Genomic DNA, 16,376 nt, shown 5'->3' with positions numbered 1-16,376 from the left:
GAGCTGCTCAGGCTGCGTTTTTACGGCTCGAACTTGTACCCCAGGCCGCGGACCGTGACGAGGTAGCGCGGCGCGCCCGGGTCGGGCTCGATCTTGGCGCGCAGCCGCTTGACGTGCACGTCCAGGGTCTTGGTGTCGCCCACGTAGTCGGCGCCCCAGACCCGGTCGATGAGCTGCATCCGGGTCAGCACCCGGCCGGCGTTGCGCAGCAACATCTCCAGGAGGTCGAACTCCTTGAGGGGCAGATCGACCTTGCCGCCGGAGACCGTGACGACATGGCGGTCCACGTCCATCCGGACCGGGCCGGCCTCCAGGGCCTGCGGGGTGACCTCCTCCGGCTCGCCGCGGCGGCGCAGCACGGCGCGGATGCGGGCGACGAGCTCGCGGGAGGAGAAGGGCTTGGTGACGTAGTCGTCGGCTCCTATCTCCAGGCCGACGACCTTGTCGATCTCGCTGTCCTTGGCGGTCACCATGATGACCGGGACGTTGGAGCGGCCGCGCAGCTGGCGGCAGACCTCGGTGCCGGGCAGGCCCGGCAGCATCAGGTCGAGCAGGACGAGGTCGGCGCCGTTGCGCTCGAATTCGTCCAGTCCGTCAGGGCCCGTAGCCGCGATGGCGACCTCGAAGCCCTCCTTGCGAAGCATGTAAGACAGTGCGTCGCTGAACGATTCCTCGTCCTCGACGACGAGCACTCGGGTCACGGAAGGACCTCCGGGGCTGGGTGTGCAGGGAGCGGATCGTTGAAGGTCTCGTACGGGCGGTCCTCGTCGTCGAGGCCCTCCGCGGAGAGGTCGGCGGGCCGTTCGCGGTCGCGTACGGCCCCGGCTTCCGGGAGACGCAGGGTGAAGGTGGAGCCTTGTCCCTCAGCGCTCCACACCGTGACCTCCCCGCCGTGCGAGGCGGCCACATGCTTGACGATGGCGAGACCGAGGCCGGTCCCGCCGGTGGCGCGCGAGCGCGCCGGGTCCACGCGGTAGAACCGCTCGAAGATGCGGTCCCGGTCCTTTTCGGATATCCCGATGCCCTGGTCGGTCACCGCGATCTCGATCAGGTCGCCGCCGGGGGCGGAGACCCGCCGCCCGGCGATCCCGACGCGGGTGCGCGACGGGGAGTAGTTGACGGCGTTCTCGACGAGGTTGCCCAGGGCCGCCGCGAGCTGGCCGCGGTTTCCCCAGATGCTCAGGTCGGCGGTGCCGCCCTCGCGCCGCCCGCCGCCGATCCGGGCAGCGGACCCGTCGGGCCCGCCGATGGACGTGGCCATGGTGATCTGCTTCGCGCCGGCCTGCTGGCGGCAGCGGTCGATCGCCTCGGCGACCAGCTCGTCGACCCGGACCGGCTCGGCGTCCTCCAGCGGGTCGTCGTTCTGTACCCGGGAGAGGTCGATGAGCTCCTGGACGAGGTTGGTCAGGCGGGTGGCCTCGTTCTGCATCCGGCCGGCGAAGCGCTCGACGGCCTCGGGGTCGTCGCTGGCGTCCATCACGGCCTCGGAGAGCAGCGAGAGCGCGCCGACGGGCGTCTTGAGCTCATGGCTGACGTTGGCCACGAAGTCGCGGCGGACCGCCTCTATGCGGCGGGCCTCCGTGAGGTCCTCGACCAGCAGCAGGACGAGCCGGGAGCCGAGCGGGGCGACTCTGGCGGAGACCGCGAGCGCCTCGCCGCGGCCGGTGCCGCGGCGAGGCAGATCCAGCTCGACCTGGCGTATCTCGCCGTCCCGCCGGGTGTCCCGGGCCATCTGCATCATCGGCTCGACGGCGAGCTTGCCGCCGCGGACCAGCCCGAGGGCGTACGCGGCGGAGCTGGCCTTGACGACGGCGTCGGCCTCGTCGAGCACCACGGCCGAGGAGCGGAGCACCGACAGTACGGTGTCGACCCCGGGCGGCAGCACGGCGTCCGTGTGCAGGGAGGTACGGGTGGGTTTGGCCTGGTCGCGTTCGCTCCAGCGGAACGCCAGCATGGCGAAGACGCCGGTGCAGAGCCCGGCGATCGCAGCCACTGCGGCGACGGCCGCATCCACGTTCATGACTCCAGGTTATGCGCCGGGTCGGACACTTCCCCAGGGTTGCGAGGCGCTGCCCCAGCACCCGTCGCCCAGAGTTCACCGTGGCGTCCGCGCTGGTTCACTCCGGAGGTCGGACGCGGGCGGGCGGCTGCCGGCCGGGTGTCCCTTGGGGATACGCCGCGCGATCCGCGCCCGGCCGGAGGGTGGCCAGGTGAACCGCGCGGCCGGCCCCGCGGCAGGCGATGCGTCGCCCAGAATTCACCTTCGTGTCGGTGCCGGTTCACCCCCGGTGGCACCGCAGGTCGCGCGGCGCGCGCAGGGTGACGGTGCGGGTGCCGGAGCAATTCCGCACCGTCGCGCGACCGGACACCCGGAGTGACCGCGGGGTCGGCCCCGCCGGTACACCGGCACCGCGGAGTGGTTGCTCTGTGGGCCATCGCCCTCTTGGGATCCGGCTCGTGCGGGCACCGACCGTGAGAGCGTGGGCAGAGGTCACCTGTACCCCGTGCCACCTCCCACACCACCACTCGATGCGAGAGAAGGTCACAGATGCGGGACGCGTACCACGAGGAGCTTGATTCGATCGGCGAGGGCCTGGTCGAGATGGCCCGGCTCGTCGGCTCCGCGATCGGGCGCGCCACCACGGCGATTCTCGACGCGGACCTCAAGCTGGCCGAGGCCGTCATCGCCGCCGACGAGAAGGTCGACGACCTCCAGCGCGACCTGGAGGCCCGGGCGATCGCCCTGCTGGCGCGGCAGCAGCCGGTCGCCACCGACCTGCGGATCGTCGTCACCTCGCTGCGGATGAGCGCGGACCTGGAGCGCTCCGGCGACCTGGCCCAGCACGTGGCCAAGCTGTCCCGGCTGCGCTTCCCGGAGACGGCCGTACCGCAAGATCTGCACGCCACCATCCTGGAGATGGGGCAGCTGGCGCAGCGCCTGATGGCCAAGGCCGCCGAGGTCATCATCACCAAGGACGTCGACCTCGCGCTCCAGCTGGAGCAGGACGACGACGCGATGGACATGCTGCACCGCACCCTCTTCCAGCACCTGATGGACGACCGCTGGCAGCACGGCATCGAGACGGCCGTGGACGTGACCCTGCTGGGCCGCTACTACGAGCGCTTCGCGGACCACGCGGTCTCCGTCGCCAAGCGGGTCGTCTACCTCGTCACCGGCGAGCACGCCGACGAGATCGCCTCGTCGACGGCGGTGGAGGGCGCCTGACCGCGGCGGCGGGCGAAGGGCGGGAGTCCATTTCCGGTGCCACCGCGCGCGGTTGACTCATGCCTCCGCGCGCCGTTGACGCGCCTGCTCGCCCGGGCATGCAATGGGCACCAGGTGACCCCTAGGAGGCAATGCATGGCACCCATGGCGGACTCCCCCAACCCTGCGCCCCACGCCGACGACCCGACGGCCGTCGAGCGCCCACGGCTCCCGCTGCTCGGCGCCTGCGGCTGCGGTCCCGGCTGCAGCTGCGGCTGCCAGTCGGGCGGGCCGTGCCAGTGCGGCGGCGGCTGCTAGCGACCCCGACGGCACAGCGCGACCCCGACGGCACAGCTCGACGGCGGCCCCGACCGGTTGATCTTCCGGTCGGGGCCGCTGCCGTGGCCGACGTCTCGGTCCCGTCGTCCCCGGCCTACCGCGGCCCGCGGGCCGCGGTAGGCCGGGTCGAGCCGCACCCCGGGCGGCCGCCCGCCCCCGCACCGCAACGAGCCCCCCACCGACGGAGAAATCCGCAGGCAGGGGGCTCGACGGCGGGTGCTACTTCTTCTTCCCCTGGGTTTCGACCGCCCGTTTTTTGGGGCTGGTCAGCAGGGTGGGCACCTCAACTGGCCTGCGGCTGGGTGGTTGTTGGTGGTCGTCGTCTGTCGTTGCTTGTTGACCTCGGAGGTTCCAGACAGGTTCCGGCTCCGACCCGGCGGGTGCCGTCCGTCGACCGCTCAGGCATCGCTCTGGGCTGCCTGGTATGCCTCGTACTGAGTCCAGGCGCGTTCGAGCCTCGAAGGTCATGGCCCCAACGTCGTGCTTTCCGGGCAAGTCCACAGACTGCCCTGCGCGCCGAAAGCTTACGGGGCCGTGATCACCCGCGCCAAAGTAGCTCCCGGCCAAAGTCGTTCCGCCGGCCACTCGGAAAAAGATCGGGCCTAATTCCCGACTTCTGGCTTCGACGCTGTCTGCTGCACTTTGTACAGATTAGATGCCTTGAAAGTCTTCTTCTTCGGTGATCCACATCACTCCTTCAATTTCGGGAATTTCCACCTCCATGCCGCATAGACTTCTCTTTTTCCCGGCCCGGACGGCATGATCTACATTCCGGTTTGCGGGCGGACTGGTTCGTCAATGGCTTCACAAACGGGATTCCAAGACGAAAATGCCCGGGGCGCGGACCACGCCAAGATGCACCACTCGCCCCGCGGTGAGAAGATTGAGGTGAAGACTGGCCAATTGCAAGAGGTGTGTCATGTCCGACAAAACAGCGCCCGTAAGGAGCCGGGAAGACAACCGGTGGAATGAAGACGGAAGTATCACGACCACCACAACCGACGACTACGTCGGCGGCCGTCAAATCGTCAAGACGGTGACGACCCATGAAAGTCAGGGCCCCCTCCACGGTGAGCGAATTCCGGAAAGTCGTGAAACAACCATCATAGAGTTTTCTCCGGGTGGCAGTTCGGGGAAAATCTTGTTTCGCGAGAAGGTGGAGAAGGAGATCGACCTTGACAATCGTACAGTTTCGGGACACGCGGAAAGGACGTACCTTGAAGACGGCGGCCGAGAGGTCGAAGAACGCCAGAGCTGGGTGGGCGACCGCGATGGCAATCTGACTGTTACGACATCTCGGATCTCTCCGACGGGCGAGTCGACGGTCATCACAGAGACCATCGACGCCTCCGGCCGCGGGCGACGGAATACCGTCAAACCCAATGGGGAGGTTGTACCGGAAGACATCGATCTTGGCCCCGAGGAGCGTGACCCCAGCGCTTTTTGGGGAACCAACGACGACACCATCGCGGGTACCGAGGGCGACGGCCCCACCAAAGACGACAATGACGGCCCTAACGACGACGGCCCCACCAAAGACGACAATGACGGCCCTACTGACGACGGCCCCACAACCGTTGTCATCGGCGAAGACGGCCCTGGAGGTGAGGGCCCCGGACCGGCCGGCCCCTCGGGCGAGTCCGGGGGCAATTTCGGCCCAAATATTCCGGACCCCGCCGAAAATCTGCCTAAATAGGGGGCGGCGACCGCCTCGATGGCGCCGCATTCTTCAAGGTAGTCAAGTTGGCCCTGCCTTCCCTTGCATGAGGGCCAGTCTGGATCAGCGGAGACGTCCCGAGCGAGATCCCCGATGGCGTTGTGCTGATCGGCATGGGTCTTCAGCCACGCAGTGAAACCCTTCGGCTTGGGCATGTCCGCATCCTTCCGTCGCCGCATCGGAACTAACCCAATGACTGGCGCTCGGCGCGCTCGCACGTCGGCCGGCGCCAGGCTCGTCGGGAGCTCCCAACTCCGGCTGGGTACAGGCCGTCGACGCCTTGCCGCTTGTCGCGTCGCTTGTCGTCTGGTGTCGCTTGTCTTGTCTTGTCGCTTGTCGGCTCGCAGGTCAGAGCGCTTGTAGCCCCCCATACGAGTCTCTGGGGCCGATGTACGCATGAGGGGGCGACAAGCGACAAGTGGCTCGGTGGCAGTCGCATCGGGAAGGGCAAGAAGGAGCCGCTTCGCGGCGCGACCATCGGGCGGCGGCGTTGCCGCCGAAGAGCAAGAGGAGCACGCCTGGACCGTGGTGCTCTTCTTGCTTGTGCAGGGCGTCCACAGTCAGCGCCGTTCGCGGCTGAGGCGCTCTCTGTGCGCGCGTGAGGACGGCGCTTACCCTCCGGGGCAAGGCTCTGGCTGCCCCGCCGGTAAAGGCCGTCTGGTGGCAGTCCAGGCGGGCAGACGCCGCGCGGCGTAACCCATCGCCCCCCCGGCCTGGACTGCTACCACGGCTCTTCAGGAGGGGGTGGGCGGCCGTTTACACCGCGATCCCGCCCCCCTGAAAAGCCGTCCCTATCCTCTCTCCTAGAGAGTTGAGAAAAATAGCGTCCGCAGCGTCCGCCGGGCATCGCTCACCCCTTCTGACCTGTACTTTTCCTGCGGACGCTAAACAAAATGTTTAGCGTCCGCTAGCGTCCGCAGCGTCCGGGCACGCTCCGTTACTAAGAGCGTGTTTTAGCAGGTCAAGACGGCACTTAGCGGGGGCGGTTTGCGGACGCTGCGGACGCTGACGACTCCGGAATGCCGAAGAGACCACCCCCGGCGGCTGGGGGTGGTCTCTTCAACGCGGTCTCGCGACGCGGTGCGCGACGGCGCTTGGACCGCTGTTGGCCGCCGCGCGCGAGCGGAGCGAGCTGCCAAGGGTCGCGCGGCCGCAGGCCGCACCTTCTATCTCTCTTCCAACACCTTGAGCACCGACTCGGGGTCACCGGCATAGACAAGGTGGGGCTCTTCTGGCCCGGGGGGTACAAACCGGGTCCGGTAGCGGAGCAGGTCGCTTTCGGCGAAGTAGATCGAGTTCGGATCGGCCTCATGCTGGGCATTCCGCTTGCTCACGCGGGCCCAGAGTTCTTCGTGGCTCGTTTCCAGGTAGACCAGCACCGTGCTTGCGCCGGCGTCGGTCGCGATCGAACGCCAACGAGCACGGTCGTCCGGTGTCCAGAAGCCGTGGTCGACCACCACGTCATGCCCGGCCCGGAGTTGGTCGCGGAGCTCCTTGGAGATCTCTTCCAGTACCGGCTTTTCGAGAGTCGGGAAGACGCCTCGCGGGAAGTCGACCCCGTACACGCCATGTCGACGAAACATCTCTTCGTCAGGGCAAAGCCGTACGAAGCCGCGGGCGGTGAGTACGCGGGAAAGCGTCGTTTTGCCGGAGCCGGGGAGTCCTGCCATCAGCACGCAGAGCGGCCGGGAGCCGTTGTTGGCGGCCGTCACTGGGTAACTTCCGATTCGGTGCGCCATGTACGGCCAGGGCCCCCAAGGTCAACGCCGTACTCCACAACATTGCTCTCGCTGTCGACGAACTTCGCGGTCATCACGACTACGGGTTCCGCCGGCGGCTTCGCGGGGTCCAGCTCCAGGAGTTCCGCATCCTCGGACGTCAGTAGGCGCGCTGACGCGGTGTCGATCCTGTGAGTGATCGGTCGGCCGGTGGCCTGCGCGATGAGCTGTAGCGACGTTCCGCCAGTCAAGCGCTCGCTCGTCGCCAATTCTGGGACCAACTTCCCGTAGCGGGCGGGAATCCACGATGTGGAGTGCGCGACGATGCCATGCCGGTCGCGATACACGCGACGTCGCCTGATCACATCCGAACCGGGCGTGATGTCCAGTGCGCGCGCCACATCTGCGGGTGCCGGCACCACGGCGGCCTGGTGGGAGTCGGACCGTTCGCCGGATCCCCAGCTTGACCCGTTGCGGCGGCCTCGGTCCTGCCGCTGGGATCCCGAAGACATCGGAGAGGGGCGGTCGAGCACCTCTGTCCCGATCCCGTGAATGCCCCTGACAAGCCCATCGGTACGAAGCTTCCGCAACGCCTTTTCGGCGGTCGCGGTGCTGACCTTCCACTCCTGGGCGAGGTTCTTGATGCTCGGCAGAAGCGTGCCCGGCTCCAGCGCACCGGACGTGATCAGCTCCGTGTAGTGGGCGGCAATCTGCGCATACGGCGCCCGATTGTCGGCCTGATCCGACATCACGTCAGCTCCCTTGTCTCAGTCGATGACTTCCCTAGCGTACCGCTTGGCACCCTAGGGTGCCCTAGGGAACCTTAGGGATGTGCCCGCCGGGCGGATCGGTCGATCGGAGACCGCTTGTCTGGCGTGCGCTGAACGGCGAAACGTCCTGGTCAAGGCCAGGAAACAGCAAGGAGCGGCTCCTACCGCCAAGCAGATAGCCGCTCCCTGACCCTTGAAGGGGTACTTCCATCATGCCTGGAACCATCGCGGAACGTAGGGCCGAGCAGGGGACGCGACAGGGCAATGGTCCCGGTGGCCGGCGGTTACGTCAGGGTGAGGACATTCCGCTGACGGCCGAGCAGTCGGAGCGCCTGGGCGTTCTGTACGAGCGGCACGGTGCCCACCTGGTCGGCTACGCGCGGCGCAAGCTGATCAACTACGGCTTCAGCTTCGCCTCGGCGGAGACGCTGGCGGAGGACATCGCCCAGAACGCATGGGTCGAGATCTCGCGAACGGGCGCAAAGGACCTGCTGCGCGAGCAGCCTCTGAGCGAGAGCGACACGCGGTTCATCCTCTACGCGCGGGTAAAGACGCAGCTCGGCAAGCACTTCAAGCGGTCGTCCTCGCACGAGCGGCCCATTGACTTCAGCGACCCGGTCATCTGCTACGTCCTGGCCCCGATGGTGGAGGAGCAGTGCCAGCAGTGCCCCCTCGCTGATCCGTCCGAGGAGCTGCTGCGGCTGCTGGCCGACCTGCCCGAGCGGGAGCGCGAGGCGCTGCTGCTGCGGCTGGACGGCTGCCCGAACCTGGTCCTGGGCGACCGGCTGGGGTGCAGCATGACGACCGGCCGTCGGCTGGTCGACGCTGCGCTGGTGCGGCTTCAGATGCGCCACCCGGAGATGGCGCGCGAGCCTGTCCGGCTGGAGTCCCTTCCGGCCTGGCAGCGTGAGGCACTGGCCACACTGGACGACACCCGGCGTGAGGCGCTGCTGCGCATCGACGACCTGCCGCGTCAGGTCCTGCTCCTGCACCTGAGCGAGGGCCTGGACAGCAAGCAGATCGCCGCCCGGCTGGAAGTCGACCGCAACCTGATCATGGGCATGTACTCCTGCGCCACCTCGCTCAAGACGGCCGGACAGGTCACAGGCCAGGGCGCGTTCCGTGAGAAGGGCGCTGCTGCCCGCGCGCTGAGGGAGACGCTGCGCGGCGAGGTGGAAGCCCTGCCGCCGGGCGAGCGGGTGCCGGCGTCACGCGACCTTGCTGTCCGCTTCCAGTGCTCCGCGAAGACCGTGCGTGCCGCCATGAACGCGCTGCGCGCGGAGGGTCTGGTCGTCCTGCGCCGCCCGTACGGGCTGTTCCGCGCGACGGCCGCCGGTGACCTGGCGGTGGCGGCGTGAGCCAGCGTCCTCCGCACCTGAACGCGCACCGGCGGCGAGCCCGCAAGCAGCAGCTCGCCGCCCGCGACGGCCGGCAGTGCTACTACTGCCGCCGTCCCTTCCGAGAGCTCCGAGAAGCCAGCGCCGACCACATCGCCCCTGTGAGCCTGTGGCGCTCTTGGTCGGTCTCCTCGCTCGTGCTGGCCTGCCGACCCTGCAACGAGGCCAAAGCCGACCGCTTCCCGCTCTCGCTCGCCCTGGTCCTGCTGGCGTGGGCCGACCCGACTGCACCGATCGTCCGCCCGGTCGACTGGCCCCTGTTGGCCCGAATCGCCGCCGCCCACCACACGGCTCTGACCAGCGTGACTCCCCGCGTCACACCCGGCGTCACGCCCCGACCGGTCGACCCGACGGGCGAACGGTCTACCCCCACCCTGCACGAATCGACCCGGCACGCCTGTGTGCGGTCGACCGTGCGGCCCGACTGCCTGCGCGCGCCCCGACCCGTGCGGGTGTGTGCGGGCCCGACCGGAGAGGAGGTTCCCGCGTGAACACCGCGAACGGTCCCGTGAACGGATCGACCCGACCCGTGAACACGGTGAACGGCACCTTGGACGGGGCCGCCCGTGTCGTGAACACGGTGGACCGCACCGTGGACGGGGCGGCCCGTGTCGTGAACACGGTGGGCCGCACCGTGAACACCACGCCCGCACACCCATCCGCCCGTGCGGACCGCACGCCCGCACGGCAACCGCACGGTGCGGGAGAGGACAAGAAGCCGCCCGCCGCCGCACGGATCGTGACCATGGCGCGCGAGCAGTACCGGTTCGTGATGTCCACCGACGGCCGCCCCTACGCGGTCGCCGTGAACGGCCCGAACATCGCCCTCCCGCTCAGGGGCAAGGCCGGTGTGCGCCAGCGTCTGGCACGGCAGTTCGCGGACGCCTACCCCGGAGAGGTCGCCTCACAGTCCGCGCTCGCGGACGCCATGACGGTCCTGGAAGGCATGGCCGAGGACAGCGACCCGGTACCGGTGAACCTGCGGGTGGGCCGGGCCCCGGACGGCGCGATCGTGGTCGACCTGGGCAGCGCCGACGGCCGCGCGGTCGTGGTGACCGGTCTGGGCTGGCAGGTGGTCGACCGCGCCCCGGTGCTCTTCCGCCGCTCCGGTGCCATGGCCCCGATGCCCGAACCGGTGCTGGACGGTGACGGCCTGGCCAAGCTGCACGCGCTGCTGAACATGGACGAGTCTGCGTTCCATCAGCTCGTGGCCTGGCTGGTCGCGGCCTGGATCCCGGACATCCCGCACCCGGCGCTGGTGTGCAAGGGCGAGCAGGGCACGGGCAAGTCCAAGGCCGCGCAGATGTTCATCAACCTCATCGACCCGTCGCCAGCCGCCAAGCGCAGTCAGCCGCGGGACGAAAAGGCGTGGTCGCGGCAGGCGTTCAGCTCGTGGGCGTTGTGCCTGGACAACATCTCCACCATCCCGCCGTGGCTGTCGGACACTCTGTGCAAGGCCGTGACTGGTGACGGTGTGGTCGACCGCGCCCTTTACACCGATGACGACGTGGTCGTGCTCACCTTCAAGCGGGTGCTGGCCATGACCACGATCGACGCGGGAGCTCTCGCCGGAGACCTGGCCGAACGCGTGCTGCTGCTGGACTTGCAGCTCATCGACTCCACCCGGCGCCGCTCCGAAGAGGAACTGGACGCCACCTTCGCGGCCGTGCGGCCTGCCGTACTCGGGGCCCTGTTCGACGTGCTCGCCTGCGCGCTCGCGGTGCTGCCGTCGGTGCAGCTGGACTCCATGCCGCGCATGGCCGACTTCGCACGCGTGCTCGCGGCAGTCGACCAGACCCAGGGCTGGAACACCCTGGACGACTATCTCGCCACCTCCGCCAACGTCGCCACCGATGCGATGGAAGGCGACCCGTTCGCCATGGCCATCGCGGCTCTGGTCGACAAGGCCGGGACGTGGCAGGGCACGGCCGCCCAGTTGCTCGAAGTGCTGCCCGCACCGCTGGTCCGGCCGCCGAACTGGCCCAAGGACGCCACCCGCGCCGGCGGCCGGGTCAAGCGCCTTGCGCCGCTGCTGCGGTCCATCGGAATCACCGTGGACGACACGCAACGTAGCCGCGACCGGCACCGACACAAGCTCCTGATCCTCTCCCGCGCACCCGACGAACAGAAGCCAGCGTCCGCGCCCGACCAAGCCTCTCTCTGGCCGGAGGCGGCGCCCACTGGGGAGGGCAGAACCCCGCCTGAACAGCCCTGACGTAGCCGGAAGACCCGCCGGGCCGGGCCGCACACCAGCGGCCCGGACACGTCGAAGCTGTGGACGCTACAGCCGTCCAGCGTCCGCAGCGTCCGCACTAGCGTCCGCAACCCTCACCTCCACTGGCCTGCGACAACAAGGCCGTGCGGACGCTGGGACGCTGCGGACGCTGAAATACACCAACTCTCTAGGACTGCGACCGGCACCACTCCCACGCACCGCTCCCACGGACACGAGGAGTCATCAGCGCCATGGCCACCACCGAGACCACCGACCCGCGCGCCGCCCTGCGCGGCGGCCTCCCGGACCGCTACCTCACCCCCGAAGACCTGGTCACCATGTTCAGCCTCCCGAGCGTCGAGACCGTCTACCAGTGGCGCCGCAAGCGCATCGGACCGCCCGGCTTCCGCGTCGGCAAACACCTGCGCTACGACCCGGCCGCCGTCCGGGCCTGGGTGGCCGAGCAGAGCACCCTCCCCGACGCGGCGTGAAGGGTTGCTAGACCTAGCGGGCACGGTTGCTAGGTCTAGCGCCCCCGCTAGCGGCTGATCCCGCCTCTGGCCTGCGATCTAGCGTCTAGCGACCCGGCTCCGGGAAACGCCTTCCGGCCCGGACGCACCTGCCGGACGACTCGCCCCGCTCGCTAGAGACCCGGCCGCCGGAGCGGGGAGGCAGCACCCGCGGGCCGGGGAGGCGGGGAGAACTCCCCAACCGCCTCCCCGGCCCGCACCCCCCACGCTGATCAGCACAAACAACAATTCGGGGAGGCGGGGAGGCGCCGCCGGAAGCCTCCCGAAAACCCCCTCTGGAAGCTCTCCCAAGCCCCTGTCTCTACCTCCCCGCCGTGCCCCGACGCACGCCGCGCGGCAGGGAGGCACGACCCGCCGGCCGAGGGGGGCAGGGAGAACTCCCTGACCGCCTCCCTTGCCCGCCTCCCTCTGCCTGACCAGCACATACGGCCTCTCAGGGAGGCAGGAAGGCACGCCTCCAACACCCCCGAAAACCCCCTCAGGAAGCCACCCGAGACCCCTGTCTCCGCCTCCCTGAGACCCGCCCGACAGGTGCTCCCGGTAGCAGTCACACCCGCTACCGGTAGCAGCCCCGCTAGCAGCCCAAACCCCCAGTGATCAGGCCCGTAGCAAGTAGCGGGCCTGGCCCAGCACACCCCGAAACCGGCCGGACGAGCCCCGCCAGGCCCGCCGTGCCGCTGCTACCGAGAAGGGAGTCAGCCCGCATGGCTGGCCACATCTTCGACCGCTGGATCAAGACCACCACCGACGCCGACGGCAAGACCGTCCGCGTCAGGACCGACCGTTACGGCACAGGGATGCGCTACCAAGCCCGCTACCTCACGCCCGACGGCAAGCGAAAGAACAAGTCCTTCCCCGACGGACAGAAGCGCATCGCCGAGCAGTGGCTGAGCGCCATGCAAGCCGACGTGGCCCGCGGCGACTTCATCGACCCGAACGCGTCCCGTACGACGTTCCAAGAGTTCGCGGAGAAGTGGCTCGCGAGCCAGAGCGGCGACCCCAACACTCGTGCCTCGATGGAGTCTCAGCTCAAGCTGCACGCCTTCCCCCGCATCGGGTCGCGCCAGCTCGGATCGTTCTAGCCGAGCCACATCCGTGAGTTCGTGACGCAGCTCGAAGCGTCCGGCATGTCCGGCGCGTACGCGCGCGTCATCTTCTCCAACGTCCGCGCCGTGCTCTCGGCCGCCGTAGAGGACGGATGCCTACGCCGGAACCCCTGCAACTCGCGCACGGTGACCCCGCCGGCCATCGGTGCGCGCCGGGTCGTCCCCTGGGAGCCTGAGCGCGTCTTCGCCATGCGCGCCGCCATGGTCGAGCGTTTCCGGCCCATGGTCGACGTCGGTGCAGGGTGCGGCCTGCGGCAAGGCGAGATCCTCGGCCTGTCCATCGATGACATCGACTTCGACAACGGCACCGTGCACGTGGTGCAGCAACTCAAGCTGAGCCTGAGCAAGGCCGTGTTCGCTCCCCCGAAGGGCGGCAAGCTCCGTGACGTGCCGCTGCCCGATCCCGTGGCAGAGGCGCTACAGGAGCACATCAAGCGGTTCCCGCCTGTGGAGATCAAGCTCCCCTGGATGCGAGCGAACGGCCAGCCGGTGACGCGGCGGCTCATCTTCACGGGCCCTAACGGCGGGCACGTCTGGCGTACGTCGCTGAACGAAGACCACTGGAAGCCCGCGCTCGCCAAGGCCGGTGTCATCCCCAAGGCCAAGAGCCGCGAGCACGCCGCCGCCCGGGAGCACGGCATGCACGCGCTCCGGCACTTCTACGCGTCCGTGCTCCTGGACGCCGGGGAGAGCATCAAGGCTCTTGCCGAGTACCTCGGACACTCGGACCCCGGCCTGACCCTCAAGGTGTACGCGCACCTCATGCCGAGCAGTCGAGACCGGGCCCGGAAAGCCCTCGGGCGAGCCCTCCGGCCGCAGGACCCCACGGACTGAGGTTTCAGAGAGGTTCCAACGCATGAAAATGCCTCCCATCCGCGCCGAACGCGCAGGTGGGAGGCATGATCACAAAAGCTACTTCTTCTTCCCCTGGTTCTTCACTGCCTCGATGGCGGCCTTGGCGGCCTCCGGGTCGAGGTAGGTGCCGCCGGGGTTGACCGGGCGGAAGTCGGCGTCCAGCTCGTAGGCGAGCGGGATGCCGGTGGGGATGTTCAGGCCGGCGATGTCCTCGTCGGAGATGCCGTCGAGGTGCTTGACCAGGGCACGCAGGCTGTTGCCGTGCGCGGCGACCAGGACCGTGCGGCCGGTGAGGAGGTCCGGGACGATGCCGTCGTACCAGTACGGCAGCATGCGCGTGACGACGTCCTTGAGGCACTCGGTGCGCGGGCGCAGCTCGCTGGGGATGTCGGCGTAGCGCGGGTCGTCGCTCTGGGAGAACTCGGTGCCGTCCTCCAGCGCGGGCGGCGGGGTGTCGTACGAGCGGCGCCAGAGCATGAACTGCTCCTCGCCGAACTCGGCCAGCGTCTGCGCCTTGTCCTTCCCCTGCAGCGCACCGTAGTGGCGCTCGTTCAGCCGCCAGCTGCGGCGGACCGGGATCCAGTGGCGGTCGGCGGACTCCAGGGCCAGCTGCGCGGTGCGGATGGCGCGCTTCTGGAGGGAGGTGTGCACGACATCGGGGAGCAGGCCGGCGTCCTTGAGCAGCTCTCCGCCGCGGACTGCCTCCTTCTCGCCCTTTTCGTTGAGATTGACGTCCACCCAGCCGGTGAACAGGTTCTTCGCGTTCCATTCGCTCTCGCCGTGGCGGAGGAGGATCAGCTTGTACGGTGCGTCGGCCATGGCGTCGAGCGTAATCGAACCCCGGGGAGGGCCCCGCGGCGGTCCAGAACCTGGGCTCCCGGATGACGGTTGACACTTCCGGTCAATTGAGTGGCGAGGCGGACCGCCCCGAAAGTAGGTTGCCCTGGTCGCTTGCGCCACTTACGTCCAGCCGGTCGCCGCGCAGGCGCCACCCGCCTCTCTCACGACCCACGACCACACCGCACCACGCCGCACCATTCCTCGGGGGAACTGTCATGCCCACATCCATACCGCCGCCTGGGCCGACCCTGCCGGCCCGTCTGCGACGCGCCGCCGTGGAGAGCGTCTCCGGGCTCCCCCGACAGTTCTGGTGGCTGTGGACCAGCACCCTGATCAACCGGCTGGGCGCCTTCGTCGCCACCTTCCTCGCCCTCTATCTGACGGTCGAGCGCGGCTACTCCGCCTCGTACGCGGGCCTGGTCGGCGCGCTCTACGGACTCGGCGGGGTGCTGTCGTCCGTGGGCGCCGGCGTGCTCACCGACCGGCTCGGCCGCCGGCCGACGATGCTGATCGCGCAGCTGTCGACGGCGGCCTCGGTGGCGCTGCTCGGCTTCCTGACGGACCCGGTGGCCATCGCGGGGGTGGCGTGCGTGGTCGGGATGGCGTCCAACGCCTCCCGCCCCGCCGTGCAGGCGATGATGGCGGACATCGTCGCTCCCGAGGACCGCGTCCGCGCCTTCTCCCTCAACTACTGGGCGATCAACCTCGGCTTCGCGATCTCCTCCACCGCCGCCGGACTCATCGCCCAGCACGGTTATCTGGCCCTCTTCCTCGGCGAGTCCACGCTCGTCCTGGCCTGCGCCCTGGTCGTCTTCCGGAAACTGCCGGAGACCCGCCCCGGCACGGACGCCCCGGCCGGCGCCGCCGGCGGTCCGGCGCCCGGGGCCGTCTCGCTGCGCACCGTTCTGCGCGACGGCCGCTTCATGACCGTCGTCGGCCTCAATCTGCTGCTCGCCCTGCTCTTCCAGCAGGCGTATGTCTCGATGCCGGTGTCGATGGGTCAGGACGGCTTCTCCAGCGCGGACTTCGGCATGGTCATCGCGGTCAACGGCATCCTGATCGTCCTGCTGCAGATCCCCGTGACGCGGTTCATCGAGCACCGCAGCCCGGCGATGCTCCTGGTCGGCTCGGCCCTGCTGGCCGGTTACGGCTTCGGGCTCACGGCGCTGGCGGGCTCGGTCGCCATGTACGCGGTCGCCGTCGCCGTCTGGACCCTCGGCGAGATCATCAACTCCCCCACCCAGATGGGCCTGGTGATCCGCCTCTCGCCGGTGCACGGCCGTGGCCGCTACCAGGGGATGTACGCACTGTCCTGGTCCATCGCCTCCCTGACGGCCCCTCTGCTCGGCGGCACGGTCATCGACCACTACGGAGCCGACGCCCTGTGGGCCGGGTGCGCGGCCGTCGGCACGGTGGCCGCGGTGGGCTACGGGCTGCTGCTACGGAGACTGCCGGGGCCGGACCCGCACACCGCCCGGGGCGTCAGTGCGGCGCGACATCCCGTAGCCGCCGACGGCGGGGCCGGCCGTCGCGTCCGCTCATGACGACGCGGCCGTCGCGTCCGCTCATGACGACGCGGCCGTCGCGTCCGCTCATGACGACGCGGCCGTCGCGTCCGCTCATGACGACGCGGCCGTCGCGTCCGCTCATGACGACGCGGCCGTCGCGTCCGCTCATGACGACG

Annotated in this window: 12 protein-coding genes and 1 pseudogene; 8 read left to right on the top strand and 5 right to left on the bottom strand. The window is 69.2% G+C overall.

Annotated features, from left to right (window positions below; all coding sequences use genetic code 11):
* Positions 1-20: 20 nt before the first annotated feature.
* Together EST92_RS10690 and EST92_RS10685 are read right to left on the bottom strand one after the other, a co-directional pair.
* On the bottom strand, positions 21-701 hold the full coding sequence (locus EST92_RS10690) for a response regulator transcription factor (protein WP_006603892.1): 681 nt from the start codon (positions 699-701) through the stop codon (positions 21-23).
* On the bottom strand, positions 698-2,020 hold the full coding sequence (locus tag EST92_RS10685) for an ATP-binding protein (protein ID WP_129246549.1): 1,323 nt from the start codon (positions 2,018-2,020) through the stop codon (positions 698-700). Before EST92_RS10685 ends, EST92_RS10690 begins: the two co-directional genes overlap by 4 nt.
* 528 nt (positions 2,021-2,548) lie before the next feature.
* Between EST92_RS10685 and phoU the strand changes: the two genes are divergently transcribed.
* Both phoU and EST92_RS31115 read left to right on the top strand, forming a co-directional pair.
* Positions 2,549-3,226: a phosphate signaling complex protein PhoU gene (phoU, locus tag EST92_RS10680; protein ID WP_129246551.1), complete on the top strand. Its 678-nt coding sequence runs from the start codon at positions 2,549-2,551 to the stop codon at positions 3,224-3,226.
* Positions 3,227-4,463: 1,237 nt separating this feature from the next.
* The gene (locus EST92_RS31115) at positions 4,464-5,240 is read left to right on the top strand and encodes a hypothetical protein (RefSeq protein ID WP_154073968.1); all 777 of its coding nucleotides are present in this window, start codon (positions 4,464-4,466) and stop codon (positions 5,238-5,240) included.
* Between the two features lie 1,187 nt (positions 5,241-6,427).
* Here the strand turns inward: EST92_RS31115 and EST92_RS10670 are convergent.
* Together EST92_RS10670 and EST92_RS10665 are read right to left on the bottom strand one after the other, a co-directional pair.
* Complete coding sequence (locus EST92_RS10670) at positions 6,428-6,973, bottom strand: ATP-binding protein (RefSeq protein ID WP_275540871.1); 546 nt, start codon at positions 6,971-6,973, stop codon at positions 6,428-6,430.
* On the bottom strand, positions 6,970-7,728 hold the full coding sequence (locus tag EST92_RS10665) for a GntR family transcriptional regulator (RefSeq protein ID WP_129280703.1): 759 nt from the start codon (positions 7,726-7,728) through the stop codon (positions 6,970-6,972). Before EST92_RS10665 ends, EST92_RS10670 begins: the two co-directional genes overlap by 4 nt.
* Before the next feature lie 233 nt (positions 7,729-7,961).
* Here EST92_RS10665 and EST92_RS10660 point away from each other — a divergent pair, with 233 nt between their 5' ends.
* From EST92_RS10660 to EST92_RS10640, 5 genes and pseudogenes are all read left to right on the top strand, one after another.
* Entirely contained in the window at positions 7,962-9,107 is a 1,146-nt protein-coding gene (locus EST92_RS10660) for a sigma factor-like helix-turn-helix DNA-binding protein (RefSeq protein ID WP_129280702.1), read from the top strand.
* Entirely contained in the window at positions 9,104-9,637 is a 534-nt protein-coding gene (locus tag EST92_RS10655) for an HNH endonuclease (RefSeq protein WP_129280701.1), read from the top strand. Before EST92_RS10660 ends, EST92_RS10655 begins: the two co-directional genes overlap by 4 nt.
* A 38-nt stretch (positions 9,638-9,675) precedes the next feature.
* Complete coding sequence (locus tag EST92_RS10650) at positions 9,676-11,361, top strand: ATP-binding protein (protein WP_254068760.1); 1,686 nt, start codon at positions 9,676-9,678, stop codon at positions 11,359-11,361.
* Between the two features lie 251 nt (positions 11,362-11,612).
* Positions 11,613-11,852, top strand: coding sequence for a helix-turn-helix domain-containing protein (locus tag EST92_RS10645; RefSeq protein WP_129280699.1), 240 nt, complete (start codon positions 11,613-11,615; stop codon positions 11,850-11,852).
* A gap of 743 nt (positions 11,853-12,595) precedes the next feature.
* Positions 12,596-13,831, top strand: a pseudogene (locus EST92_RS10640) (site-specific integrase).
* 78 nt (positions 13,832-13,909) lie between these two features.
* Here the strand turns inward: EST92_RS10640 and EST92_RS10635 are convergent.
* A complete protein-coding gene (locus tag EST92_RS10635) occupies positions 13,910-14,671 on the bottom strand; it encodes a phosphoglyceromutase (RefSeq protein ID WP_129280698.1) in 762 nt (253 codons plus the stop codon).
* 236 nt (positions 14,672-14,907) lie between these two features.
* Between EST92_RS10635 and EST92_RS10630 the strand changes: the two genes are divergently transcribed.
* Positions 14,908-16,236, top strand: a complete 1,329-nt coding sequence (locus EST92_RS10630; RefSeq protein WP_129280697.1) for an MFS transporter — start codon at positions 14,908-14,910, stop codon at positions 16,234-16,236.
* Positions 16,237-16,376 lie beyond the last annotated feature (140 nt).

It is taken from the genome of Streptomyces sp. TM32 (assembly GCF_004122755.1).
GTDB lineage: Bacteria > Actinomycetota > Actinomycetes > Streptomycetales > Streptomycetaceae > Streptomyces > Streptomyces sioyaensis.
This window is presented reverse-complemented; position numbering and strand designations above follow the sequence as displayed.

Excerpts from the sequence above, each read along its gene's own strand:
- EST92_RS10665 (WP_129280703.1), bottom strand. The coding sequence starts at position 7,728 with ATGTCGGATCAGGCCGACAATCGGGCGCCGTATGCGCAGATTGCCGCC.
- EST92_RS10645 (WP_129280699.1), top strand. The coding sequence starts at position 11,613 with ATGGCCACCACCGAGACCACCGACCCGCGCGCCGCCCTGCGCGGCGGC.
- EST92_RS10685 (WP_129246549.1), bottom strand. The coding sequence starts at position 2,020 with ATGAACGTGGATGCGGCCGTCGCCGCAGTGGCTGCGATCGCCGGGCTC.
- EST92_RS10635 (WP_129280698.1), bottom strand. The coding sequence starts at position 14,671 with ATGGCCGACGCACCGTACAAGCTGATCCTCCTCCGCCACGGCGAGAGC.
- EST92_RS10660 (WP_129280702.1), top strand. The coding sequence starts at position 7,962 with ATGCCTGGAACCATCGCGGAACGTAGGGCCGAGCAGGGGACGCGACAG.
- EST92_RS10630 (WP_129280697.1), top strand. The coding sequence starts at position 14,908 with ATGCCCACATCCATACCGCCGCCTGGGCCGACCCTGCCGGCCCGTCTG.
- phoU (WP_129246551.1), top strand. The coding sequence starts at position 2,549 with ATGCGGGACGCGTACCACGAGGAGCTTGATTCGATCGGCGAGGGCCTG.
- EST92_RS31115 (WP_154073968.1), top strand. The coding sequence starts at position 4,464 with ATGTCCGACAAAACAGCGCCCGTAAGGAGCCGGGAAGACAACCGGTGG.